We start from the raw sequence: 24759 nt of genomic DNA, 5'->3' as shown, positions 1-24759 counted from the left end.
CTGGACGTAATCGTCTTTTACATCATCACCACATCAAACTGCTCCTGATTATAGAGCGGCTCAATTTGCACTTTAACTTGCTTACCGACAAAGATTTCGACCTCAGCCAGCGCATGGGACTCTTCCCCTTTCAGGGTTTCCGCCACAGCAGGAGAAGCATAGACCAGGAAACGATCCGAGTCGTAAGCATGGTGTACGCGAACAATCTCGCGCATGATTTCGTAGCAGACGGTTTCCACCGTTTTTACTGTGCCTCTTCCATGGCAGGTGGGGCATTCATTACAGAGAACATGCTCCACACTTTCACGCGTGCGTTTACGGGTCATCTCAACCAGACCGAGTTGAGAGAAACCATTTATGCTGGTCTTCACACGGTCCTTACTCAACGCTTGTTCCAGTGAGTGCAGGACGCGGCGGCGGTGGTCATCATTATTCATATCAATGAAATCAATAATGATAATGCCGCCGAGATTACGTAAACGCAGCTGGCGAGCAATAGCCTGTGTGGCCTCAATATTGGTATTGAAAATGGTATCATCAAGGTTACGGTGGCCAACAAACGCCCCGGTGTTGATATCCACCGTCGTCATCGCTTCGGTCTGGTCGATAACCAGATAGCCGCCGGATTTCAGTTCCACTTTTCTTTCCAGCGCGCGCTGAATTTCATTCTCAACGTCATAGAGATCAAATATCGGCTGGCGACCACTGTAGTGTTCAATCATGCTGGTCATTTCCGGCATGTATTCCGCAGTGAACTCCAGCAACATCTCATAGGTCAGACGTGAGTCAACGCGGATCCGGTCGAGTTGAGCATCGGCAAAGTCACGTAGGACACGCTGCGCCAGTGCCAGTTCGCCGTAGAGCTTGCACCGGGTCTGCTGACGCTTTTTGCGCTCCATTACCTTCGTCCACACCCGCTTGAGGTAGGCAGCGTCAGCGGCGAGATCTTCATTGCATACCCCTTCTGCCGCCGTGCGAATAATGAAGCCGCCCTGCTCATCACAATACTCAGAAACAACCTGCTTGAGTCGCTCGCGTTCAGCCTCGCTTTCGATACGCTGAGAAACCCCGACGTGTGACGCGCCTGGCATGAAGACCAGATAGCGAGAAGGTAAGGTGATGTCTGTGGTCAGGCGAGCGCCTTTGGTTCCCAGCGGATCCTTCACCACCTGAACCATCAGATCTTGCCCCTGACGTACCAGTTCAGAGATATCACGAACGGTGAAATTCTTCTGCTCTTCCCCCGCCACACATTCGGTGTGAGGCATAATGTCCGAGGCGTGAAGAAACGCGGCCTTATCCAGACCAATATCTACAAAAGCCGCCTGCATACCAGGCAGTACGCGACTGACCCGACCCTTGTAGATATTGCCTACAATCCCGCGTCGCGCTTCACGTTCGATGTGAATCTCTTGCAGGATACCGCCATCGATGTAGGCCACGCGTGTTTCCGATGGCGTAATGTTGACTAACAATTCAGCCGTCATGATTGTCTCTTCCCTCGCGCAATGCGTTAAAGTTGCTCAACAGTTCCCAGGTCTCTACCAGCGGTAAACCCACCACAGCGTGATAACTCCCGTTTATTTTCCTGACAAAACAGCCACCCAGCCCCTGAATTCCATACGCGCCTGCTTTGTCCATCGGCTCACCGCTGGCAACATAGGTAGCAATATCATCATCAGAAAGGGCCCGGAATGTCACCTCGGTTGTCACCAGACAATCCAGCAGGTGTTGGCTATCCGCCAGCGCGACGGCCGTCATCACCTGATGGGTCTGACCAGAGAGCTGTCGCAGCATTTTAGCAGCATGCGAGGAGTCTTTCGGTTTTTCAAGCACTTCACCATTAAATATGACAATGGTGTCTGCCCCCAGCACCGGTAAATCGCGGGAAACCATCGCTACGCCTGCGAGCGCCTTTTCCCTTGCCAGTCGAACAACATAATGTTGGGCGCTTTCTTGCGCCTGACGTTGCTCTTCAATACCGGGAATAATTCGCTCGAAGGTGACGCCCAGTTGAGTGAGCAATTCCTGACGGCGCGGAGAACCAGAGGCAAGCCAAATCGATGTCATAGAAACCTTTATTGCACGGCAAACTGCTGGCGAATTTTACGCATAAGCAGGAAAAGCCATGGCCAAAGCACGCCATTAACGAAGCTACTCCAGAAAATCTCTGGTTTGAAGGAGACATTAATGACCAGAAACTCAGCCCAGAAGACGATGACTTCTGTTGCCAGCGACAATACCATCACCACCAGCGCCTGTTGCCACAGCGCCAGGTTGCGGAACAGTTGAAATTTAAGCGCAACCAGATAAGCGATAATGCTCAGAGACAACGCACGTACGCCCAGCGTGGATCCGCTAATGAGATCCAGTATGGCACCCATAACGAAACCTGTGCCGACATTTACGCGATGCGGTAGCGCCAGAATCCAGTAAAGCAGGATAAGCAATACCCAGTTTGGCCGGTAGACAAGAATGTCATCCGGCCAGGGCATAATTTGAAGCAACAATGCGATAAGAAACGAGAGCCAGATAACCCAGCGCCCCTGGCTACGGTAACTTGCCACTATTGGCCTCCCCGGGTACCCTGAGAAGGTGATGGTGGCCCGGCAATACCGGTTGCAGGTGCAGGAATAGGCGCAGGTGGCCCCATCGCATCTGGTGCAGGCAACACTTGCGGCATCATCTGCATCAGGCGTTCGTTAGCCACGCGGTGTACTTCTTCCGGCGTCATTGGATTCGTACCGTTACGATCGGCTCCCCACAGCAATAATAAATAGCGCAGACGCTGCAAGCCTGCGGTAGGACGCGCCTGAATAACGGTGTACGCCCGCTGCGTGTCGAGTTTTACGGAGGAGACCACCCCAACAGGATAACCTTCAGGGAAACGCCCACCCAGACCGGAAGTTACCAGCACATCGCCTACCCGAATATCGGTATTTGCTGGCAAATGCTCCAGTTGCAGATCGTCAGTACAGCCATTGCCTGCGGCAATAACACGAATATCGTTACGCAGTACCTGAATCGGCAGCGCATGAGTCGCATCACAAATCAACAGCACCCGGCTGGTCAATTTGGCCACCGCGACAACCTGACCTACCACGCCTTTATCGCTGATTACCGGCTGGCCTTCATAAACACCGTTTACGCTGCCCTTGTCGATAACAACCTGATCGCTATACGGATCGTTGACCGTTGAGATAACCTGAGTGACCATTTTCTGTTCGTCCTGACGCAGCGGCGAACCCAGCAGCTCACGCAGTCGCGCGTTCTCCTGTTTATATTGCCCTAACATCAGCAGCTCGCTGTTTTTCAGCAGCAGCTCCTGACGCAATGCCCGGTTTTCAAGCTCAAGTTGATCGCGCGACGAGATCGTTTGTGAAACGCTATCTAATAATTCGCGAGGACCATTGGAAATAAAATAGAAAGGACTGACGGCAGTATCCATGTACGTTCGAATTTGACTGAACGTACCGAGGCGGCTGTCGGCAATAATGACTCCGAGCGCCACTACCACCGCCAGGAAAAGGCGAATCTGTAGCGACGGGCCACGGCTAAAAATTGGCTTCATAGGCTTTGCGTATTCTCAGGCCAGACAAATACGGGGCGATATCTTCGCCCCGAATCTGAATCAGACTATTCTTCGCTGAACAAATCGCCGCCGTGCATATCGATCATTTCCAGCGCCTTGCCGCCGCCACGCGCTACGCAAGTCAGTGGATCTTCTGCAACTACGACAGGAATACCTGTCTCTTCCATTAACAGGCGGTCAAGGTTGCGCAGCAACGCGCCACCACCGGTCAGAACCATACCGCGCTCAGAAATATCGGACGCCAGTTCTGGCGGGCACTGTTCCAGCGCAACCATCACCGCACTCACGATACCGGTCAACGGTTCCTGCAGCGCTTCCAGAATCTCGTTAGAGTTCAGGGTGAAACCGCGAGGAACACCTTCCGCCAGATTACGACCGCGCACTTCGATTTCGCGCACTTCGTCACCCGGGTAGGCAGAACCGATTTCGTGTTTAATACGTTCAGCGGTCGCTTCACCGATCAGAGAGCCGTAGTTACGACGCACGTAGTTAATAATCGCTTCATCGAAACGGTCGCCACCGATGCGTACAGAGGAGGAGTACACGACGCCGTTCAGAGAGATAACGGCAACTTCTGTAGTACCGCCACCGATATCCACCACCATTGAACCGGTTGCTTCGGACACCGGCAGACCCGCACCAATTGCAGCGGCCATCGGCTCTTCGATCAGGAACACTTCACGCGCACCTGCGCCCTGCGCGGATTCACGAATAGCACGGCGCTCAACCTGGGTCGCACCAACCGGTACACACACCAGCACGCGTGGGCTTGGGCGCATAAAGCTGTTGCTGTGCACTTGTTTGATGAAGTGCTGGAGCATTTTTTCAGTCACGAAGAAGTCAGCGATAACACCGTCTTTCATTGGACGAATCGCAGCAATATTGCCCGGCGTACGGCCCAGCATCTGCTTCGCATCATGACCTACCGCGGCCACGCTTTTCGGTGAACCAGCACGATCCTGACGAATGGCCACAACGGAAGGCTCATTCAATACGATGCCTTGTCCTTTTACATAAATGAGGGTATTCGCGGTACCCAGGTCAATGGACAAGTCATTGGAAAACATGCCACGAAATTTTTTCAACATACTAAGGGATAATCCTGAAAGCTGGGGCGGAAAACAAAATCCGCTTACTTTACCAACCACACGCAGCAGCGACAAGGCGCAAAAATCATCTGCTACGGTGAAAATTAGTGCAGTTTGTTTCCTTTGTTACAAACAACCTGACTCCTTCAGGAGTAAACAATGGCGGGAGCAATCCTTACCCTGCGTTTGCAACCTGTCAAAGGTTAAAACTAGCGTTCGCGCTGTGGCAATCTGGCGGGCAGGCAAGCACACCCCCATACGTACGATACAGCGCGCGTTATTCTACGTGAAAACGGCTTAAACGGCAGTTCAAACCGAGTATCTTTGCGAATATTTTTTCACATTGGTGTCAAGCGGCAGGGAGGAAGCAAAAAAATCTCCCTGACCACCTGAAACGCCACGTTCAATCAGCGTCTGCCACTCACCACGCGAACGAACGCCAGTGGCGAAAACGCGCGTATGCGTACCTTTGCAGGCCTCCACAAGGCTTTGCACCAGTAGCTGATTTTCCGTGCGTTTCTCAATGTTCCGGACAATCCCAGGATGAAGTTTTAGCAATTCAACGTCCAGCGCTTTAATCCAGCTGGTACTGACCAGGGTGAGACCCGCCTGCGTGACAGCAACTCGCGAGCCTAACGCATTAATTAACCGCACCACCGGTTGTAACCGGCTGATATGTTGACAAACATCAGCCTCGGCAAGTTCAAAAATAATCCGTCGACGCTGCGATTTTTCACATTGCATTAAGGTATCGCGCAGCCAACGCTGAAAACGTGGCCGAATCAGCGACTCCACCGTCACCTGCATGGCGAGGTTTTCCTCCGGCCAGTAACGTAAATAAGGAATGAGACGTCCAATTTGCAGGCGGTCATACTCCTCAGACAGGCCAAACTGCAGCACCATAGGCATATATTCCGCAGAAATAACCTCCTGGTCGCCATCATATATGCGGCACATCAGTTCGCGATGGTGAACAATCCCTTCGCGATTCACTGCAGGCTTCTGGTAGACCCGTGGGCCGCCACGACTAAGCATTTGCTCAATTAGCGTGCGCCAGCGAACGTTGCCGCGCCCCTGCTCAGGCAGCGTATCGTCGTAAACTGACCAGCTATTCCCCCCTTGCAGTACCGCATTACGGGTCGCCGCTTCGGCATGTTCCATGACTTGCTCCGTCGACTGGCCGCTGCGCCAGGCGCAAATACCAATATGCATCATATCTTCATGATCGAGCATCTTGCTGGGTTGCAGGCCGTCTACCGCTTTGAGAATCTGTCCGGCGATACTTTCCGCTTCTTTCAAGGTGCGGTGTGGTAACAGCACGGTAAAATCACTGCGGTGGTAGCGCGCAAGCAGCGCACCGGGATAACGCATAATAAATGTCGATAACAGGTTAATGAGCATAAACAGATGCTCTTCGACGGCGGGACGCCCCCAGCTATCGCGCAATAATTCAAAATCAGGTAGCCGGATCATCATTACAACGCCGTGCGCACCTACTTTCTCCTGATCCTCAAGCAGCGTAGCCAGTTGATTATCAAAGAACAGACGGTTATTGAGACCGGTTTTGGTATCCTGCGCGGCATAGGAGCGAATCAGCGTGTCAATATGGCTGCGTTGGTCACTGGCAAACTGGATTTCTGAAAGCAACACATCCAGCGCGCTGCTGGCGCGGGATGGCCATTCATAAACAGAACCACGCGCCTGCGCTCCGCGCTCCCCATTAAGAATACGGGTAGAGCGAAGTTCGAGTAACTCCTGACCCGAGAGTTGTCGGCGCAGCCAGCGTACGGAGAGGAAAATAATCAGGACCATAAAGCCGATCGCCAGTGTCAACGGCACGGTGGTCATAAGCGAACGGAAATAGTTAGCCATCGGGTCCTGGTAGACCAGCGTCATGGTCATGCCAGGGTTTTTAAGGGAGTTAATCTCTAATTCACGATACTGGTAATTACTGCCGGCCGGACGATAACTGCTTTTGCGGGTGTGCTGCAGAACAGTTTTTTTTCCCTGACGGACCTCAATACCTACAATGTCCACTGGCACCATCAATTCATCAAGATGAGATGAGATGGCAGAGGGGGACATAAAAATCAAACGGGTATCAACCACCGCCGCAACCGCTTCTACGCGGTTCGCCACCTTAGACTGAATGGCGTTATAAAAACTCAGCGAGCAGCCAACCAGGGTAACAAATATTGCCAGCCCGGTTAGTAGCGTCACAAAAGCTGAGAATTTCGTCGTTAATCGCATCCTTGTGTTAACTCCGTAGTGTAAAAGAACGAGACGCGGCAAACCCGGAAAAAACAAAGTAAGCGCTAACCAGAAAATGAGCCTGGCATACTAGCAGGCCTGACGCCGCTGGCAATCAGTATTGCATACAACTATGCGAGTATAGTCCTCAGAATTTTTTTGCCAATCGTCCAGGGGAGCAAAGGCTACCCACGGTAAGTAAACCACCAGATTTCAATTTTTCGTGATAATCCCCCGACCGCATATTCGCCGTGCTACAAGTATTGAAAAGGGGGAAGATTATGCAAAAGAAAAAACTTACTGAATCCGATGTCACCGCCGAATCCGTATTTATGCTGCGACGTCGCCAGATCCTGAAAACGCTGGGCATCAGTGCCGCTGCACTGAGTCTGTCTCCCACTGCGCGCGCCGATCTACTTGACTGGTTTAAAGGAAACGATCGGCCTAAAGCAACTTCTGGCAAACCCTTGCAGTTTAGCAAACCAGAGCAGTGGCAAAACGCGCTGACCCTGACTCCGGAAGATAAAGTAACGGGCTATAACAATTTCTATGAGTTTGGACTGGATAAAGCCGATCCCGCAGCCAACGCGGGAAGCATGAAAACCAATCCATGGACTCTAAAAATTGACGGCGAAGTTGCCAAACCCCTTACGCTCGATTATCACGCGCTTACCACACGTTTCCCGCTGGAGGAGCGAATCTACCGCATGCGCTGTGTTGAGGCCTGGTCGATGGTGATTCCATGGACGGGCTTCCCACTGCATAAACTGCTGTCCCTGGTCGAACCTACCAGCAACGCAAAATATGTGGCATTTCAAACGCTTTATGCACCTGACGAGATGCCAGGTCAGAAGGATCGCTTCATTGGCGGCGGCCTGGAATATCCCTACGTAGAAGGGTTACGTATAGATGAAGCCATGCATCCCCTCACCCTATTGTCAGTTGGCGTTTATGGGAAAGCGTTGCCACCCCAAAATGGGGCACCGATCCGCCTGACCGTTCCGTGGAAATACGGCTTTAAGGGAATTAAATCGATAGTCAGCATCAAGCTAACGAAAGAACGTCCCCCTACTACCTGGAATCTTGCTGCGCCAAATGAGTATGGTTTTTTTGCTAACGTGAATCCGCATGTCGACCATCCTCGCTGGTCACAAGCGACCGAACGCTTTATCGGCTCCGGCGGTGTGCTGGATGTAAAACGCCAGCCTACGCTTCTCTTTAATGGCTATGCGGACGAAGTGGCGTCCCTTTATCGTGGTTTGGATCTGCGGGAGAACTTTTGAGTGCGTTTAACAGCAAAACAGGTGGTCTGGCTTAAAGTATTACTGCACCTGGCAGGTTTTTTGCCGTTTGTCTGGTTGTTTTGGGCATCGTCGCAGGGGTATTTTAGTGCCGACCCGGCAAAAGATATTCAACATTTTACCGGCAGAATGGCGCTGAAATTTTTACTGGCAGGCTTGCTGGTTGCGCCACTGGCGCGCTACGCTAAACAACCGTTGCTTATTCGCACCCGTCGTTTACTTGGACTATGGTGTTTTGCGTGGGCAACATTGCACCTGACCAGTTACGCACTGCTGGAGCTGGGCATCAACAATCTGGCGCTGCTTGGCCAGGAGCTGATAACGCGCCCGTATTTAATGTTAGGAATTGTGAGCTGGTTTATCCTGTTGGCACTGGCAGCCACATCTACCCAATGGGCGCAGCGAAAAATGGGCAAAAGATGGCAACTATTGCATAATTTCGTCTATCTGGTCGCGATCCTGGCCCCCATCCATTATCTGTGGTCCGTGAAGATTTTATCGCCATTACCCCTCCTTTATGCAGTTGCTGCATTCGTGCTTTTAGCGTGGCGATACAAGAAGTTCCGCCAGTGGTGGCGCTAAAGTTTCGATATGTGCAGTCCTCCGCAATTCCATTATCAATCGCAGGGTTAAAAACCAAATGCGGTTGATAATCTTCCCTGATAAGACCAGTATTTAGCTGCTAAATGCTACGAAATAGTTATAATGTGCGACTTTGGTTTTGCCCGGCGGGCTTTTTAAGGTCCAAAAAGGTGACAACCACGCAATGAAGGTATATTTTGTTTTTTACCGGAAAATTGCAGGAGATAGCAGCACGATGGCTGGTAAGTTGCGCATTTTGCTTTTAAACGGCCCCAATCTTAACATGCCGGGAGCACGCAAGTCGGAAACCTATGGCACCCTTCGACTTTACTGAGTTCACTCAGGGCAATACGCATGCGCACGAACCATCTCGCCATCATTCCTGGCTCTCCGAAATCGCTACTGGCGTGGTCTTCGGACCTGATGCTGGCAGTTGTACATACGCTTTACAGACGGCGGTAAAACGCCTGTCACAATCAAACTAAACAAGAGTACGGAACCCACTCATGGATATTCGTAAGATTAAAAAACTGATCGAACTGGTTGAAGAATCAGGCATCGCTGAACTGGAAATTTCTGAAGGCGAAGAGTCTGTACGCATCAGCCGCGCACCGGTGAACACGGGCTTCCCGGTGATGCAGCAAGCTTATGCGGCTCCGGTTATGCAGCAGCCAGCCCCTGCGCTTTCTGGCGCAGTCGCTCCCGCAGCTCCGGCTACGGCAGCAGAACCTGCGGCTGCGCAAATCAGTGGTCACATCGTACGTTCCCCGATGGTCGGGACCTTCTACCGCACGCCGAGCCCGGACGCAAAAGCGTTCTGTGAAGTCGGCCAGAAAGTCAATGTAGGCGATACCCTGTGCATCGTTGAAGCCATGAAAATGATGAACCAGATCGAAGCCGACAAAGCGGGCGTAGTGAAAGCCATTCTGGTTGAAAGTGGCCAGCCGGTAGAGTTTGACGAGCCGCTGGTCGTCATCGAATAACGAGGCGCACATGCTGGATAAAATTGTCATCGCTAACCGCGGCGAGATTGCACTGCGTATTCTTCGTGCCTGTAAAGAACTGGGCATCAAGACCGTCGCTGTGCATTCGACTGCGGATCGCGATTTAAAACACGTACTCCTGGCGGATGAGACGGTCTGTATCGGACCGGCGCCGTCCGTAAAAAGCTATCTGAACATCCCGGCTATCATCAGCGCGGCGGAGATCACCGGCGCGGTGGCGATTCACCCCGGTTATGGTTTCCTCTCAGAGAACGCCAACTTTGCCGAGCAGGTTGAGCAGTCCGGCTTTATCTTCATCGGACCGAAAGCAGACACCATTCGCCTGATGGGCGACAAAGTGTCGGCGATTACTGCCATGAAGAAAGCGGGCGTACCGACCGTACCGGGCTCAGACGGCCCGCTGGGCGACGATATGGACGTAAACCGCGCGCATGCCAAACGCATTGGCTACCCGGTTATCATCAAGGCGTCCGGCGGCGGCGGCGGTCGCGGTATGCGCGTGGTTCGCGGTGACGCTGAACTGGCGCAGTCCATTGCCATGACCAAAGCTGAAGCCAAAGCGGCGTTCAACAATGACATGGTGTACATGGAAAAATACCTGGAAAATCCTCGTCACATCGAGATCCAGGTACTGGCAGACGGCCAGGGCAACGCCATTTATCTGGCCGAACGCGACTGCTCCATGCAGCGTCGTCACCAGAAAGTTGTCGAAGAGGCGCCGGCTCCGGGCATCACCCCGGAACTGCGCCGCTATATCGGCGAGCGTTGCGCCAAAGCCTGTGTGGATATCGGCTACCGTGGGGCAGGTACGTTTGAGTTCCTGTTCGAAAACGGTGAGTTCTATTTCATTGAAATGAACACCCGTATCCAGGTGGAACATCCGGTGACCGAAATGATCACTGGCGTGGATCTGATCAAAGAGCAGTTGCGTATCGCTGCCGGTCAGCCACTGTCCATCAAACAGGAAGAAGTTGTGGTGAAAGGCCATGCGGTGGAATGCCGTATCAACGCCGAAGATCCGAATACCTTCCTGCCGAGTCCGGGTAAAATCACCCGTTTCCACGCGCCAGGCGGTTTTGGCGTGCGCTGGGAATCGCACATTTACGCCGGTTACACTGTGCCGCCGTACTATGACTCAATGATCGGCAAGTTGATTTGCTTTGGTGAGAACCGTGATGTGGCAATTGCGCGTATGAAAAATGCGTTGCAGGAGCTGATCATTGACGGCATCAAAACCAACGTAGATCTGCAGATGCGCATCATGAGTGATGAGAAATTCCAGCAGGGTGGCACTAATATCCACTATCTGGAAAAGAAACTCGGTCTGAACGAAAAGTAAGACCTGGTGATGTATCTATGCGAAAGGCCGGAGTTCCGGCCTTTTTTATTTAAGAGGATCATGGAGTATCCATAAGGTACAATCCCCGCTTTCTTTATCCACATGGGACACAAAATGGACAAGCGTTTTGTTCAGGCCCACAAAGAAGCGCGCTGGGCGCTGTGGCTGACCCTCCTCTACCTCATCGCATGGTTAGTAACTGCTTACTTACCAGATTCAATGATGGGGTTTACCGGCTTACCACACTGGTTTGAAATAGCCTGCCTGTTAACGCCGCTGGTGTTTATTCTGCTGTGCTGGGCGATGGTACGCTTTATCTTCCGCGATATCTCACTGGAGGATAACGATGCGGCTTGAAGTCATTATTCCTCTGATTGCCTATATGCTGATTGTCTTAGGTTTGTCGGTCTACGCTATGCGTCAACGTACATCCGGAACCTTTCTGACCGAGTATTTTCTTGGCAGTCGTTCGATGGGAGGGCTGGTGCTGGCGATGACGCTCACCACCTCCTATATCAGCGCCAGCTCTTTTATTGGCGGCCCGGGAGCAGCCTATAAATACGGCTTGGGTTGGGTGCTGCTGGCCATGATTCAGGTACCTACCATCTGGCTATCACTGGGCATACTCGGTAAAAAATTTGCGATTCTCGCCCGCCGCTACAACGCCATCACGCTTAACGATATGCTGCTGGCGCGCTATCAAAGCCGCACCGTAGTGTGGATCGCCAGTATCAGCCTGCTGGTCGCGTTTGTGGGGGCCATTGCCGTACAATTTATCGGCGGTGCTCGCCTGCTGGAAACCGCCGCCGGTATTGAGTATGAATCCGGGCTGCTGATATTCGGGATCAGTATCGCGCTCTACACAGCATTTGGCGGTTTTCGTGCCAGTGTACTGAATGACACCATGCAAGGAATGGTGATGCTGGTCGGCACTATTGTCTTACTGGTCGGCGTGGTCCATGCCGCAGGGGGCTTACACAGTGCCGTAGATAAGTTACAGCATATCGATCCGAAGCTGGTCACGCCGCAGGGGGGCGATGACATTCTTTCCCCCGCGTTTATGGCGTCGTTCTGGGTGTTAGTCTGTTTCGGCGTAATTGGCCTTCCCCACACCGCTGTTCGCTGCATCTCCTATAAAGACAGCAAAGCCGTACATCGGGGCATTATCATCGGTACCATTGTGGTGACCCTTCTGATGCTGGGCATGCATCTGGCCGGAGCCCTGGGACGCGCGGTGCTGCCTGATTTGAAAGTACCTGACCTGGTTATCCCAACGCTGATGGTTGAAGTGCTGCCGCCGTTTGCCGCCGGGTTATTCCTGGCCGCGCCAATGGCGGCAATTATGTCGAACGTTAACGCCCATCTTTTGCAGGCGTCCGCTACGATCATTAAAGATCTCTGGCTGAACACGCGCCCGGAACAACTACGTAATGAGCAGCGTCTGAAACGCATCTCCATGATCATCACCCTGGTGCTCGGTATTTTAATGATGCTTGCCGCATGGCGACCACCAGAGATGATCATCTGGCTGAACCTGCTGGCGTTTGGTGGGCTGGAAGCCGTGTTCCTGTGGCCACTGGTGCTGGGGCTTTACTGGGAACGAGCAAACGCGGCAGGCGCGCTAAGCGCCATGATAGTCGGCGGCGTGCTTTATGCCGTACTTGCAACGTTTAAGATTCAGTACCTGGGCTTCCATCCGATTGTGCCTTCGTTGCTGTTAAGTTTACTGGCGTTTGTGGTCGGGAACCGTTTCGGTCAACCCGTCTCACAGACCGCTACGATTTCTCCTGATAAATAAAGAGTTTTGCCATGCCGTGGATCCAACTAAAACTGAATACAACCGGCGCTAACGCCGAAGATCTGAGCGATGCGCTGATGGAAGCCGGTTCGGTCTCCATCACCTTTCAGGACACGCATGACACGCCGGTCTTCGAACCGCTGCCGGGTGAGACGCGCCTGTGGGGTGATACCGATGTTATTGGCCTGTTCGATGCCGAAACCGACATGAATGAGGTAGTGGCGATCCTTGAGCAACATCCGCTGCTGGTTGCAGGTTTCGCACACAAAATTGAACAGCTCGAAGATAAAGACTGGGAGCGTGAATGGATGGATAACTTCCACCCGATGCGCTTTGGCGAACGCCTCTGGATCTGCCCGAGCTGGCGCGATGTGCCGGACAAAAACGCGGTAAACGTGATGCTCGATCCGGGCCTGGCGTTCGGTACGGGCACGCATCCGACCACTTCGTTGTGTCTGCAGTGGCTTGATGGTCTGGATTTAGCGGGTAAAACCGTGATCGACTTCGGCTGCGGTTCCGGCATTCTGGCGATTGCCGCGCTGAAACTGGGGGCGGAGAAAGCGATCGGTATTGATATCGACCCGCAGGCTATTCAGGCGAGCCGTGACAACGCAGAGCGCAACGGCGTCTCTGAGCGTCTGGAACTGTATCTCCCACATGAGCAGCCAGACGCAATGCAGGCGGACGTGGTGGTCGCCAATATTCTGGCAGGCCCTTTGCGCGAGCTTGCCCCGCTTATCAGCGTACTGCCGGTCTCAGGAGGCCTGCTCGGCCTTTCCGGCATCCTCGCCAGCCAGGCCGAAAGCGTATGTGAAGCCTATCGTGATACCTTCACACTCGATGACGTAGTGGAAAAAGAAGAATGGTGCCGCATTACCGGGCAGAAAAAGTAAGCCGATTGCATGGCAATGAGACCGTGAAGCATTCAGCAACATAATGCTCCATAGGGTGAAAATGGGAGTCTGATCTCATTTTCACCCTCTTTTTTGACGATTAAAACAGCAAAATATGCCGCTGAATCAGGGTTCTCATGAAGAAAAACAGAGAAGTTTGACGAATTTATATTTGCTCACAAATTCACCATCAATATATAACCCAATGATTTTAAATCATTAATATTTTCAACAGCCGCCTTACGCTGTGATTCATTGATCTGCGACAGTGGATTGGTCAAAGTTTGGCCTTTCATCTCGTGCGAAAAATGCGTAATATACGCCGCCTTGCAGTCACAGTATGGTCATTTCTTAACTCATGCGCATCGGACACTACCAGCTCAGAAATCGACTGATCGCAGCGCCAATGGCTGGCATTACTGACAGACCATTTCGGACGTTGTGCTACGAGATGGGGGCCGGATTAACGGTATCCGAGATGATGTCCTCCAACCCGCAGGTTTGGGAGAGTGACAAGTCAAGACTGCGGATGGTGCATATTGATGAGCCCGGTATTCGTACCGTGCAAATTGCCGGTAGTGACCCGGAAGAAATGGCGGAAGCCGCACGTATCAATGTAGAAAGCGGCGCCCAGATTATTGATATCAATATGGGCTGCCCGGCAAAGAAAGTGAATCGCAAGCTTGCGGGCTCTGCCCTGCTGCAATACCCGGACCTGGTGAAGTCTATCCTGAGCGCGGTAGTGGAAGCAGTGGAAGTGCCTGTCACGCTTAAGATTCGCACTGGCTGGGCTCCGGAACACCGTAACTGCGTAGAAATTGCCCAACTGGCTGAAGACTGTGGCATTCAGGCTCTGACCATACATGGACGCACCCGCGCCTGTTTGTTCAACGGAGACGCTGAGTACGACAGCATTCGGGCAGTTAAGCAGAAGGTTTCCATTCCGATTATCGCGAATGGTGACATCACTGACCCGCTTAAAGCCAGAGCTGTACTCGACTATACGGGGGCTGATGCCCTGATGATAGGCCGTGCAGCTCAGGGAAGACCCTGGATCTTTCGGGAAATCCAGCATTATCTGGACACTGGGGAGCTGCTCGCCCCACTGCCTTTGGCAGAGGTTAAGCGCTTGCTTTGCGCGCATGTTCGGGAATTGCATGACTTTTATGGTCAGGCAAAAGGGTACCGAATTGCACGTAAACACGTCTCCTGGTATCTCCAGGAGCACGCTCCAAATGACCAGTTTCGGCGCACATTCAACGCCATAGAGGATGCCAGCGAACAGCTGGAGGCGTTGGAGGCATACTTCGAAAATCTTGCGTAATGAAATAAAGAGCTGACAGAACTATGTTCGAACAACGCGTAAATTCTGACGTACTGACCGTTTCTACCGTTAACTCTCAGGATCAGGTAACTCAAAAGCCCCTGCGTGACTCGGTTAAACAGGCACTGAAGAACTATTTTGCTCAACTGAACGGTCAGGATGTTAATGACCTGTATGAGCTGGTACTGGCTGAGGTTGAACAGCCACTGTTGGACATGGTGATGCAATACACCCGCGGCAACCAAACCCGCGCTGCCCTGATGATGGGTATCAACCGTGGTACGCTGCGTAAGAAACTGAAAAAATACGGCATGAACTGATAATCATCAGCTAAGTGACTGTTTAAAAAGGCGCTACTCGGCATGGGATAGCGCCTTTTTTATTGAACTGACTACACCACTGATTACATATAACTACACCGAACGATAACGTGAGATATCTACGGGCTGTACAGGGATGGGCGCCAACGGCGCAGTGAGTTGCGAATTAGCAATGCGGTTAACTATGCGCGTTAGCCCTCTGGCCGCGAACGGCAGCATGGCGACGCGGCGTACTGGTTAAAGGAAATACATAGATTACCCCGGGCACAGCAATAGCAACGTTTGATGCCTATGGTCGATACGGAAATCACACAGACGGCAGATCCCACGCAGCAATTTACCCCGGGCAAGATGCAAATGGGATTCAGGTTCTGGATCAGTGGATGGGACACAGTACCGATAAGCGAGGCGAAAAAGTAATAACACCTCACTCTGTCAGTCAGCGAACAATCCGCTTCACTCAGCAACTGCGCCCCGAAAACGTCGGAGGGAATTACTATGTCGTGGAGTAAAACATTAATTTTAGGTAGCGTGGCCTTACTTTTTTCCAGTTCTGTTTTTGCCGAAAAAGTAAACTGCCCGCCTGTTTTAAAAGAAGGCAACAAAAAACACCGAATGAATTTAGTTGATGTTTTCGTCGGGCCGCCAGAAGAAAGGGCTTCATTATTGCCGGATACGGATGAAGAACTGGTATGGACACTTAAGGACTCACAGGATTATGCGAAGGAGCATAACACGTCCGTATTTCTTGTTTGCCAGTACAAAGAAACACATAAAACTGCCACTGTAAAGGTACCCGCAACAGCACAGAAATGCTCTGCGTGGTATGGATACAGCAAAGAAGAGTTTTACGCCTCCTGCGAATAACCCCATCTTATTGCCAGATAGTGCCCTGCCGGTGTTTCTGGCAAGTCCTTTCCTACAGAAACGATAAATGCGTAAATTACAGGGCCACCAGCACCGCCATGAAGAAGGATTATCTCCGGGGCGCAGGCTTGCGTCATCGATATTCCGGAGCGGTCATGCGCTGGCGGTGACGCGCCTTTGCGGCAAGCGTTCCGGCCACACGGCAACGTATAAAATTTTCAGCAGGGCTTTCCCAGCCCAACATTTTTCTTAGTGACGTATCGCTCAGTTTGTTCGTACCACCAGCGATAAAAACCTCAGTTCATTCATAACACTGACTACCCCATTGACCACTCATCTCAATGTTACCCCATGACCGACAATGTACACAGGTGAGCAATAAAAGGTAATTAATCTTTTTATTTCATGAAGATGAATATCAATAAACTGGCACGAACCATAAAAACGTAGGTTCTGAATATATGGCATGAACTGATAGCCATCAGAGACTGCTGATTAAAAGGCGCGGACCGGCATGGGGACGCGCTTTTTTTCGCCGGGATTCCGCCAAAAAACTTATCTTTCCTCAACTCCTGCCGATAACATTTTCGTGTATATTCCCAACGAATGGTTGCACGAAAAGGATATGCGGGATGATTCGAAAGTATTTTTGGCTGGTTATTTTTGCCCTTTCTGTCCTGTTGCTGGATGCATTGATCATGCAGTGGATCGAATTCCTGACAACAGAGGTAGATAAATGCCGAAACATGGATTCCGTCAATCCTCTCAAGCTGGTGAACTGTGCTGATTTAAATTAGCTGTTTTCCCATCCGGCCTCTTGCTTCGTGCAAGCAGAGAAACCGTTTTGAGTCGTCCATTTGCAATGATAATGTCACCACCTTTTTTGTCTTCTCAAGTGTAGTTACGCATAAGACCTTTTGTGAATGAGTTGATGACATCATGCTGGTTAGCCAATACGACCAAATCCTTGTTGCTGTTTCTTTTATTGTCGCCATTCTGGCTTCCTATACTGCGCTAAATATGGCAGGTCGAGTGTCCACCAGCTCAGGATCTTCATCATGGGTGTGGTTGACCGGCGGCGGTGTAGCAATGGGCATCGGTATCTGGGCCATGCATTTTATCGGCATGCTGGCGATGGATATCTCAATGCACCTGAGCTATGACCCATTATTGACGGCGCTCTCCATGCTCATCGCCATCGGCGCCTCATGGTTCGCACTCTGGTTAGTCAGCGGCAATGAACTGACGATGCTGCATCTTCTGCCCGGTTCCTTTGTGATGGGTATGGGGATCGTTGCTATGCACTATACGGGCATGGCAGCACTGAAAGTAGAACCCGCTATTATCTGGGATATGTTCTGGGTCGCCGTCTCGGTCATCATTGCGTTAACCGCCTCTTTTGCCGCGCTCTGGCTAACTTTCCGTCTTCGCCATGAAGCCGCTCAGGTAGCATTAATGCGCTTTGGTGCGGCTATTTTGATGGGGCTCGCCATTGCCGGTATGCATTACAGTGGCATGATGGCTGCGCAATTCCCTGACCAGGAACCAATGAGTCACCATGGTGTTAATGGTAGTTGGCTGGCCGTACTGGTCAGTGTCGTGGCATTTTCCATCCTCGGCATCACCCTCCTCGTTTCCATGCTGGATGCACGCCTGCAGGCGCGAACATCTCAACTGGCTTCTTCACTGGCAGAAGCAAACCGTGAACTTGCCCAACTGGCGCTACACGATACCCTAACGCGCCTGCCTAACCGCGTACTGCTGGAAGACCGTCTGGATCAGGCGATAAATAAAGCCAGACGTGAAGGGTCTTTCTTCGCTCTGATGTTTATGGACCTTGACGGCTTTAAAACCGTTAACGACGCCTATGGGCACGATGTGGGCGATAAATTGCTGGTTGCCGTAACTGAACGCCTCAGACAGCAGCTCAACGGACAATATACGCTGGCTCGTATGGGCGGTGACGAATTCGTCCTGTTAACAGAAGTATGCGCCCCTGATGAAGCAGCGGCGCTTGCAGGCTCGCTGGTACGCGTTATCGACAAACCGTTTAATATCGATCCCTATGACATGATGGTCACCCTGAGCGTTGGCATCGCTCTCTATCCGCACGATGGTAAAAATGAGCGTGAACTGATGTTTAACGCGGACGCTGCGATGTATCACACCAAACATATGGGGCGAAACGGCTATCACTTCTTCCAGCCCTCCATGAACACCCTTGCGCAGACGCAGTTACAGCTGATGAACGACCTGTGGCTGGCAACAGAACGTAAAGAGTTCCGCCTGGTTTATCAGCCCAAATTCCAGGCACCAGCAGGACCAATCATCGGCTTTGAAGCCCTGCTCCGCTGGCAGCATCCAAAACGCGGGATGCTCTCTCCGGATATCTTTTTACCGTTGGCAGAAAAGACCGGCCTGATTGTCCCACTTGGAAACTGGGTCATTGATGAAGCGTGTCGCCAGTTAAGCGAATGGCGCGAGCAGGGTAATATCGACTGGTCGGTAGCGGTCAACTTATCAACACTGCAATTTGAACAGCCATCGCTGGTTCAGACCATCATGGATAGTCTGCAAAAGCATGGGGTGCCACCTGACACGCTAATTCTGGAAGTTACCGAAACCACGGCGATGACCAACCCTGACGAGAGTGTTCGTGTCTTGACGGAGCTTACCGATGCAGGCGTGCAGGCGTCTATTGACGACTTTGGTACCGGCTATTCCAGCTTGCTCTATCTCAAGCGGCTTCCCGCATGTGAACTAAAAATTGATCGCGCTTTTGTCAGAGAACTCAGCAGCGATGGCGACGATGCGACTATCGTCTCGGCTATCATCGCGCTGGCGAAAACGTTAAATTTGAAGGTGGTGGCGGAAGGGGTTGAAACCGCAGAACAGCAAGCCTTTTTGACTGAGTTGGGATGCAATACCTTACAAGGTTATCTTCTGGGTCGCCCGGTCACGCCTGAAATTATCAGTTCTCAGGGAAATACCTTGTGCCAACAGGAACCTGTTTTTTAAATATCAACAGAATAGATAAGTAAGGGTGTTGAATTTCACACCCTCTTATAAAAATGCCTGTCAGTATTTTTAATCTTTTCTGTTATTGCTATTTACATAATCTTCATTAAAATCATTGGCTCATCGCAGATAACAAACCTGAAATTTTTATATTCTGTTATCAAAACTTTCGCAGCCTCTTTTGCACTTCCTTTTTTTCTGCATAATTCGGTGGAATATCGTTATTCTCTCCATGATGTTTACACTACTCATACTTTGAGATTATTGAACGAAGCATTCTTAATATTCGCGATGTTAAAATAGCGTATCGATTCTGCACTGGTATCGTTATTTGATACCGGGGATCGGAACTATTTAGAGGTAACATCATGAAAAGATTAATTTCCGTTGTTCTGCTTACCGCTACCCTGGCAGGCTGTGCGCATGACTCTCCTTGCGTCCCTGTGTATGACGACCAGGGCCGTCTGGTCCATACCAATACCTGCGTAAAAGGAACAACTCAGGATAACTGGGAAACCGCAGGTGCGATTGCCGGAGGGGCTGCAGCACTGGCAGGCTTAACGCTGGGTATCGTCGCGTTAACTAAATAACGGGTCCAAAGCGCGGCTATGCCGCGCTTTGCTTTATTACAGTGCACCTCTTTTTATCGGCGTAAATTTTTAGCATCAAAAATGAGCAAACTATTTAAATAATTCTGCAGTTCCGCATGATTTCCCACCACATTTTTGATTATTTCATCCCTGCTCGTGACATGTTTCACAAAGTAATACGTTTAACTTCCTTGCTTATATTAACCCAGGAAACTTATTTGTTAGCAGAATTGGCTAAGTGAAAGTTTTTTGCTCTGTTTTGTGGCGCAGGTTGGAATTTTGCACCATAGCAGGGCGTTGCGGTTATTTTTTCCTGTCTACACTCTCCATATTGCGCTCGCGGCTCGCATTTTTCCGCGTTCGCAAAAACTGGCACTACCTTTGCTTTAAAGAGTATGGCCAAAGCCACAGACAGGTTTTAGGCGTTTCCCGGACGCCTCCATATAACGATAATTTTTTCGCCACACAGGATGCATTATGAAAAAGATGATGATTGCCAGCCTGGCAGCTGCCGGCGTGCTGTTTGCCGTTGCTAATCAAGCCCATGCTGGCACAACTCTGGATGCCGTTAAGAAGAAAGGTTTTGTACAGTGCGGTATCAGTGACGGTCTCCCTGGCTTCTCTTACGCAGATGCAAACGGTAAATTTACCGGTATCGATGTAGATGTATGCCGTGGCGTTGCTGCGGCCGTATTTGGCGATGACACGAAAGTAAAATACACCCCGCTGACCGCTAAAGAGCGTTTCACTGCGCTGCAATCCGGCGAGGTAGATATTCTTTCCCGTAACACAACCTGGACCTCTTCACGCGATGCAGGCATGGGTATGTCATTTACTGGCGTAACCTATTACGACGGTATCGGCTTCCTGACCCACAACAAAGCAGGCCTGAAAAGCGCCAAAGAGCTGGATGGCGCAACCGTATGTATTCAGGCGGGTACCGATACCGAACTTAACGTGGCGGATTACTTTAAATCCAACAATATGAAATACACGCCGGTAACCTTTGACCGTTCTGATGAATCCGCAAAAGCGCTGGAATCAGGTCGTTGCGATACACTGGCATCTGACCAGTCCCAGCTGTACGCGCTGCGCATTAAGCTGAGCAACCCGGCTGAATGGATCGTTCTGCCAGAAGTTATCTCCAAAGAGCCGCTGGGCCCGGTCGTTCGTCGCGGTGATGAAGATTGGTTCTCCATCGTACGCTGGACGCTGTTTGCCATGCTGAACGCAGAAGAGATGGGCATTAACTCGAAAAACGTTGACGAGAAAGCGGCTAAACCGGCAACGCCAGACATGGCGCATCTGTTGGGCACCGAAGGTGATTTTGGTAAAGACCTGAAGCTCGACAACAAATGGGCCTACAACATCATCAAGAAAGTGGGCAACTACTCTGAAATCTTTGAACGTAACGTCGGTGCTGACAGCGCGCTGAAAATCAAACGTGGCCAGAACAATCTCTGGAACAACGGCGGCATCCAGTACGCTCCGCCAGTACGTTAAGACGTAAGCGCTGTAACGGGCGCTGCACATGCGGCGCCCACTCCAGAGTCATGGTTACCGAGGTTTTCTTATGTCCCAACGCCGCCCAACCGTTAAAGGATCGCTCTCCTTTTCAAACCCTGCGGTTCGTGCCTGGCTGTTTCAAATTATCGCTATTCTTGCTGTTATCAGCATCGCGATCTATTTGATACACAATACTATTACCAACCTGAACAGTCGTGGCATTACCTCTGGTTTTGCTTTTCTCGACCGCGCTGCCGGCTTTGGCATTGTTCAGCACCTTATCGACTACGAACAGGGTGACACTTATGGCCGGGTTTTCTTTGTAGGCCTGCTCAACACTTTACTGGTATCTGCGCTGTGCATTGTTTTTGCGTCATTTATCGGCTTCTTCCTTGGGCTCTGCCGTCTTTCAGAAAACTGGCTGCTGCGTAAACTTTCTACGATTTATATCGAGACGTTCCGAAATATTCCCCCACTGCTGCAAATCTTCTTCTGGTATTTCGCCGTACTGCGTAATTTACCTGGCCCACGTCAGGCTATTGGCGCTATGGATTTGCTTTTTCTCAGTAACAGGGGGCTCTATATCCCATCACCTCAACTGGGCGAAGGACTATGGGCATTTATCGGCACGATTGTTCTCGCACTGGCTATCAGCATCGGTCTGTATCGCTTCAACAAAGCACATCACATTAAAACCGGCCAGCTACGTCGCACATGGCCAACGGCACTGGGGTTGATCATTGGGCTCCCGTTGCTGGCACATTGGGTATTTGGTGCGGCGCTTCACTGGGAAATCCCGCATTTGCGTGGTTTCAACTTCCAGGGTGGCATGGTGTTAATTCCGGAACTGGCCGCACTGACAATTGCCCTGTCAGTTTACACCTCAGCATTTATTGCCGAGATTATACGCGCAGGCATTCAGTCTGTTCCCCACGGCCAACATGAGGCGGCACGTTCGCTTGGTTTGCCCAATCCGGTGACATTGCGTCAGGTCATCATTCCTCAGGCGCTGCGTGTCATTATTCCACCGCTGACCAGCCAGTATTTGAACATTGCAAAAAACTCGTCTCTGGCAGCCGCAATTGGTTATCCGGATATGGTGTCGTTGTTCGCCGGTACGGTACTCAACCAAACAGGCCAGGCCATCGAAACTATAGCGATAACTATGTCGGTTTATCTGATTATCAGCCTGTCGATTTCGTTGCTTATGAATATCTATAACCGCCGTATTGCATTAATTGAGCGCTAAGGACATCTGATGACAAAAGCTATTCTGTCTCAATCTACGCGCCAGACCCGTGCAGGAAGCAGCGGTATTGTGCTGTGGATAAAGAAAAACTTATTTTCAAGCTGGCTGAACGCGCTGCTGACGCTCTTCTGTCTGTGGCTGATGTGGGAATTGATTCCGCCGCTGCTGAACTGGGCCCTTTTTCAGGCTAACTGGATAGGATCGACACGCGCGGACTGTACCAAAGCGGGTGCGTGCTGGGTGTTTATTCATGAGCGTTTTGGTCAGTTCATGTATGGCCTCTATCCGCATGAGCAACGCTGGCGCATTAACCTCGCCTTGATTGTCGGACTCCTTTCTATCGTACCGATGTTCTGGAAAAAGCTACCGAGTCGTGGTCGCTATATCGCTTGCTGGGCCGTGGCCTATCCTCTCGTGGTGTGGTGGCTGATGTACGGTGGTTTTTTGGGACTCGATCGCGTGGAAACGCGCCAGTGGGGCGGGTTAACGCTGACGTTGATCATCGCCTCTGTGGGTATCGCTGGCGCTTTACCTCTGGGCATATTGCTGGCGCTCGGGCGTCGCTCAAAAATGCCGGTGGTGCGGGTATTGTCAGTGATTTTTATCGAGTTCTGGCGTGGCGTACCGTTGATCACCGTACTGTTCATGTCCTCAGTCATGCTGCCGCTGTTTATGGCGGAAGGCACAAATATCGATAAATTGATTCGCGCACTGGTCGGGGTGATTCTGTTTCAGTCCGCCTACGTCGCCGAAGTCGTGCGTGGCGGTTTACAGGCTCTGCCAAAAGGGCAATACGAAGCTGCCGAGTCACTGGCGCTGGGATACTGGAAAACACAAGGGCTGGTGATTTTACCGCAGGCCTTAAAATTGGTTATTCCGGGTCTGGTAAATACCATCATCGCGCTGTTTAAAGATACCAGCCTCGTGATCATTATCGGTCTGTTTGATCTTTTCAGTAGCGTCCAGCAGGCAACGGTTGACCCAGCCTGGCTCGGTATGTCGACCGAGGGTTATGTGTTTGCCGCGTTAGTTTACTGGATTTTCTGTTTTAGCATGTCGCGCTATAGCCAGCATCTGGAGAAGCGCTTCAATACCGGGCGTTCAGCGCATTGAGGAAATTATGAGTCAAATTACTATGCAACCTGCCGATGCGATGATTACGCTCGAAGATGTGAATAAGTGGTACGGGCAATTTCACGTACTTAAAGATATTAACCTTAAGGTTAAACAAGGGGAACGTATCGTTCTGTGCGGACCTTCTGGCTCAGGAAAATCCACCACCATTCGCTGCATTAATCATCTGGAAGAACATCAGCAGGGCCGTATCGTGGTAGATGGCATCGAGTTAAACGAAGATATCCGTAATATAGAAAAGGTTCGCCAGGAAGTCGGTATGGTATTTCAGCACTTCAATCTTTTCCCGCATCTGACGGTACTGCAGAACTGTACGCTGGCACCAATCTGGGTGAGGAAGATGCCGAAGAAGGAAGCCGAAGCGCTGGCAATGCACTATCTGGAGCGTGTTCGCATCGCTGAGCACGCCCATAAATTCCCGGGGCAAATTTCTGGTGGTCAGCAGCAGCGTGTTGCTATCGCCCGCTCACTCTGTATGAAACCGAAAATTATGCTCTTCGATGAACCGACCTCTGCGCTTGACCCCGAAATGGTGAAAGAAGTACTGGATACCATGATTGGTCTGGCAGAATCAGGCATGACAATGCTGTGCGTAACACATGAAATGGGTTTTGCGCGTACCGTTGCGGACCGGGTGATCTTTATGGATCGCGGTGAAATCGTTGAGCAGGCACCGCCGCAGGAGTTTTTCGCGAATCCTAAGTCTGAGCGCACCCGTGCTTTTCTGTCGCAGGTTATCCACTGACATTAATCATAGAAATGCAAAAGGCCATCCGCAAGGATGGCCTTTTTTATTGATGCAGTTTCAGAAGCCTGGAGTGAAGAAGCGCTGCATATTCACAATAAATCTATGTCATAAACAAAAGGCCCAGTCTTTCGACTGAGCCTTTTGTTTTAATTGATG

24 protein-coding genes and 1 pseudogene are annotated in these 24759 nt (G+C 51.2%); 19 read left to right on the top strand and 6 right to left on the bottom strand.

The window, feature by feature from the left end:
• Nucleotides 1–17: 17 nt before the first annotated feature.
• From rng to csrD, 6 genes are all read right to left on the bottom strand, one after another.
• Nucleotides 18–1487, bottom strand: a complete 1470-nt coding sequence (rng, locus tag AAIG39_RS14365) for a ribonuclease G (RefSeq protein WP_047372905.1) — start codon at nt 1485–1487, stop codon at nt 18–20.
• Nucleotides 1477–2070 (bottom strand): Maf family protein, encoded by a 594-nt coding sequence (locus AAIG39_RS14360; protein ID WP_343194151.1) that lies wholly within the window; start codon nt 2068–2070, stop codon nt 1477–1479. The genes rng and AAIG39_RS14360 overlap by 11 nt, the downstream gene beginning before the upstream one ends.
• 8 nt (nt 2071–2078) lie before the next feature.
• Complete coding sequence (gene mreD, locus AAIG39_RS14355) at nt 2079–2567, bottom strand: rod shape-determining protein MreD (RefSeq protein ID WP_039077409.1); 489 nt, start codon at nt 2565–2567, stop codon at nt 2079–2081.
• Nucleotides 2567–3571, bottom strand: coding sequence for a rod shape-determining protein MreC (gene mreC / locus AAIG39_RS14350; protein ID WP_047372903.1), 1005 nt, complete (start codon nt 3569–3571; stop codon nt 2567–2569). Before mreC ends, mreD begins: the two co-directional genes overlap by 1 nt.
• A gap of 65 nt (nt 3572–3636) precedes the next feature.
• Nucleotides 3637–4680, bottom strand: coding sequence for a rod shape-determining protein MreB (gene mreB, locus AAIG39_RS14345; protein ID WP_000913396.1), 1044 nt, complete (start codon nt 4678–4680; stop codon nt 3637–3639).
• 309 nt (nt 4681–4989) lie between these two features.
• A complete protein-coding gene (gene csrD / locus AAIG39_RS14340; RefSeq protein ID WP_343194150.1) occupies nt 4990–6930 on the bottom strand; it encodes an RNase E specificity factor CsrD in 1941 nt (646 codons plus the stop codon).
• A gap of 281 nt (nt 6931–7211) precedes the next feature.
• On the opposite strand from csrD, the gene msrP reads away from it, so the two are divergent.
• From msrP to AAIG39_RS14245, 19 genes and pseudogenes are all read left to right on the top strand, one after another.
• Nucleotides 7212–8213, top strand: a complete 1002-nt coding sequence (gene msrP, locus AAIG39_RS14335) for a protein-methionine-sulfoxide reductase catalytic subunit MsrP (protein ID WP_343194149.1) — start codon at nt 7212–7214, stop codon at nt 8211–8213.
• Nucleotides 8214–8813 carry a protein-methionine-sulfoxide reductase heme-binding subunit MsrQ gene (gene msrQ, locus AAIG39_RS14330; protein WP_090083005.1) on the top strand — a complete coding sequence of 200 codons (600 nt, stop codon included), beginning with the start codon at nt 8214–8216 and terminating at the stop codon, nt 8811–8813.
• Between the two features lie 235 nt (nt 8814–9048).
• Nucleotides 9049–9298: pseudogene (locus tag AAIG39_RS14325) on the top strand (type II 3-dehydroquinate dehydratase).
• A 21-nt stretch (nt 9299–9319) separates the two neighbouring features.
• A complete protein-coding gene (gene accB, locus AAIG39_RS14320; protein ID WP_039077404.1) occupies nt 9320–9796 on the top strand; it encodes an acetyl-CoA carboxylase biotin carboxyl carrier protein in 477 nt (158 codons plus the stop codon).
• A 10-nt stretch (nt 9797–9806) separates the two neighbouring features.
• A complete protein-coding gene (gene accC / locus AAIG39_RS14315) occupies nt 9807–11156 on the top strand; it encodes an acetyl-CoA carboxylase biotin carboxylase subunit (RefSeq protein WP_090083004.1) in 1350 nt (449 codons plus the stop codon).
• A 114-nt stretch (nt 11157–11270) separates the two neighbouring features.
• On the top strand, nt 11271–11513 hold the full coding sequence (locus AAIG39_RS14310) for a YhdT family protein (RefSeq protein ID WP_249569788.1): 243 nt from the start codon (nt 11271–11273) through the stop codon (nt 11511–11513).
• A complete protein-coding gene (panF, locus tag AAIG39_RS14305; protein ID WP_343194148.1) occupies nt 11503–12954 on the top strand; it encodes a sodium/pantothenate symporter in 1452 nt (483 codons plus the stop codon). The genes AAIG39_RS14310 and panF overlap by 11 nt, the downstream gene beginning before the upstream one ends.
• Nucleotides 12955–12965: 11 nt before the next feature.
• Nucleotides 12966–13847, top strand: a complete 882-nt coding sequence (gene prmA / locus AAIG39_RS14300; RefSeq protein WP_343194147.1) for a 50S ribosomal protein L11 methyltransferase — start codon at nt 12966–12968, stop codon at nt 13845–13847.
• Between the two features lie 358 nt (nt 13848–14205).
• Nucleotides 14206–15171 (top strand): tRNA dihydrouridine synthase DusB, encoded by a 966-nt coding sequence (gene dusB / locus AAIG39_RS14295; protein WP_090082998.1) that lies wholly within the window; start codon nt 14206–14208, stop codon nt 15169–15171.
• A 23-nt stretch (nt 15172–15194) separates the two neighbouring features.
• Nucleotides 15195–15491, top strand: coding sequence for a DNA-binding transcriptional regulator Fis (fis, locus tag AAIG39_RS14290; RefSeq protein WP_000462905.1), 297 nt, complete (start codon nt 15195–15197; stop codon nt 15489–15491).
• 254 nt (nt 15492–15745) lie between these two features.
• Nucleotides 15746–16003 carry a BPSL0067 family protein gene (locus AAIG39_RS14285; RefSeq protein ID WP_343194197.1) on the top strand — a complete coding sequence of 86 codons (258 nt, stop codon included), beginning with the start codon at nt 15746–15748 and terminating at the stop codon, nt 16001–16003.
• Nucleotides 15990–16358: an STY0301 family protein gene (locus tag AAIG39_RS14280; protein WP_343194146.1), complete on the top strand. Its 369-nt coding sequence runs from the start codon at nt 15990–15992 to the stop codon at nt 16356–16358. The genes AAIG39_RS14285 and AAIG39_RS14280 overlap by 14 nt, the downstream gene beginning before the upstream one ends.
• A gap of 632 nt (nt 16359–16990) precedes the next feature.
• Nucleotides 16991–17155 (top strand): DUF2556 family protein, encoded by a 165-nt coding sequence (locus AAIG39_RS14275; RefSeq protein WP_039077398.1) that lies wholly within the window; start codon nt 16991–16993, stop codon nt 17153–17155.
• Nucleotides 17156–17297: 142 nt separating this feature from the next.
• Nucleotides 17298–19376: a putative bifunctional diguanylate cyclase/phosphodiesterase gene (locus AAIG39_RS14270; RefSeq protein WP_343194145.1), complete on the top strand. Its 2079-nt coding sequence runs from the start codon at nt 17298–17300 to the stop codon at nt 19374–19376.
• 368 nt (nt 19377–19744) lie between these two features.
• Nucleotides 19745–19966, top strand: coding sequence for a putative periplasmic lipoprotein (locus tag AAIG39_RS14265; RefSeq protein WP_085005561.1), 222 nt, complete (start codon nt 19745–19747; stop codon nt 19964–19966).
• 477 nt (nt 19967–20443) lie between these two features.
• Nucleotides 20444–21469, top strand: coding sequence for an amino acid ABC transporter substrate-binding protein (locus AAIG39_RS14260; RefSeq protein ID WP_039077394.1), 1026 nt, complete (start codon nt 20444–20446; stop codon nt 21467–21469).
• 70 nt (nt 21470–21539) lie between these two features.
• Nucleotides 21540–22721, top strand: coding sequence for an amino acid ABC transporter permease (locus tag AAIG39_RS14255; RefSeq protein WP_343194144.1), 1182 nt, complete (start codon nt 21540–21542; stop codon nt 22719–22721).
• Nucleotides 22722–22730: 9 nt separating this feature from the next.
• Nucleotides 22731–23834 (top strand): amino acid ABC transporter permease, encoded by a 1104-nt coding sequence (locus AAIG39_RS14250; RefSeq protein ID WP_090082992.1) that lies wholly within the window; start codon nt 22731–22733, stop codon nt 23832–23834.
• Nucleotides 23835–23841: 7 nt separating this feature from the next.
• A complete protein-coding gene (locus AAIG39_RS14245; protein ID WP_039077391.1) occupies nt 23842–24600 on the top strand; it encodes an amino acid ABC transporter ATP-binding protein in 759 nt (252 codons plus the stop codon).
• Nucleotides 24601–24759 lie beyond the last annotated feature (159 nt).

Source organism: Phytobacter palmae, assembly GCF_039409775.1.
Lineage (GTDB): Bacteria > Pseudomonadota > Gammaproteobacteria > Enterobacterales > Enterobacteriaceae > Phytobacter > Phytobacter palmae.
The sequence above is the reverse complement of the archived record's forward strand: the minus strand, read 5'-3'. Positions and strand labels throughout refer to the sequence as shown.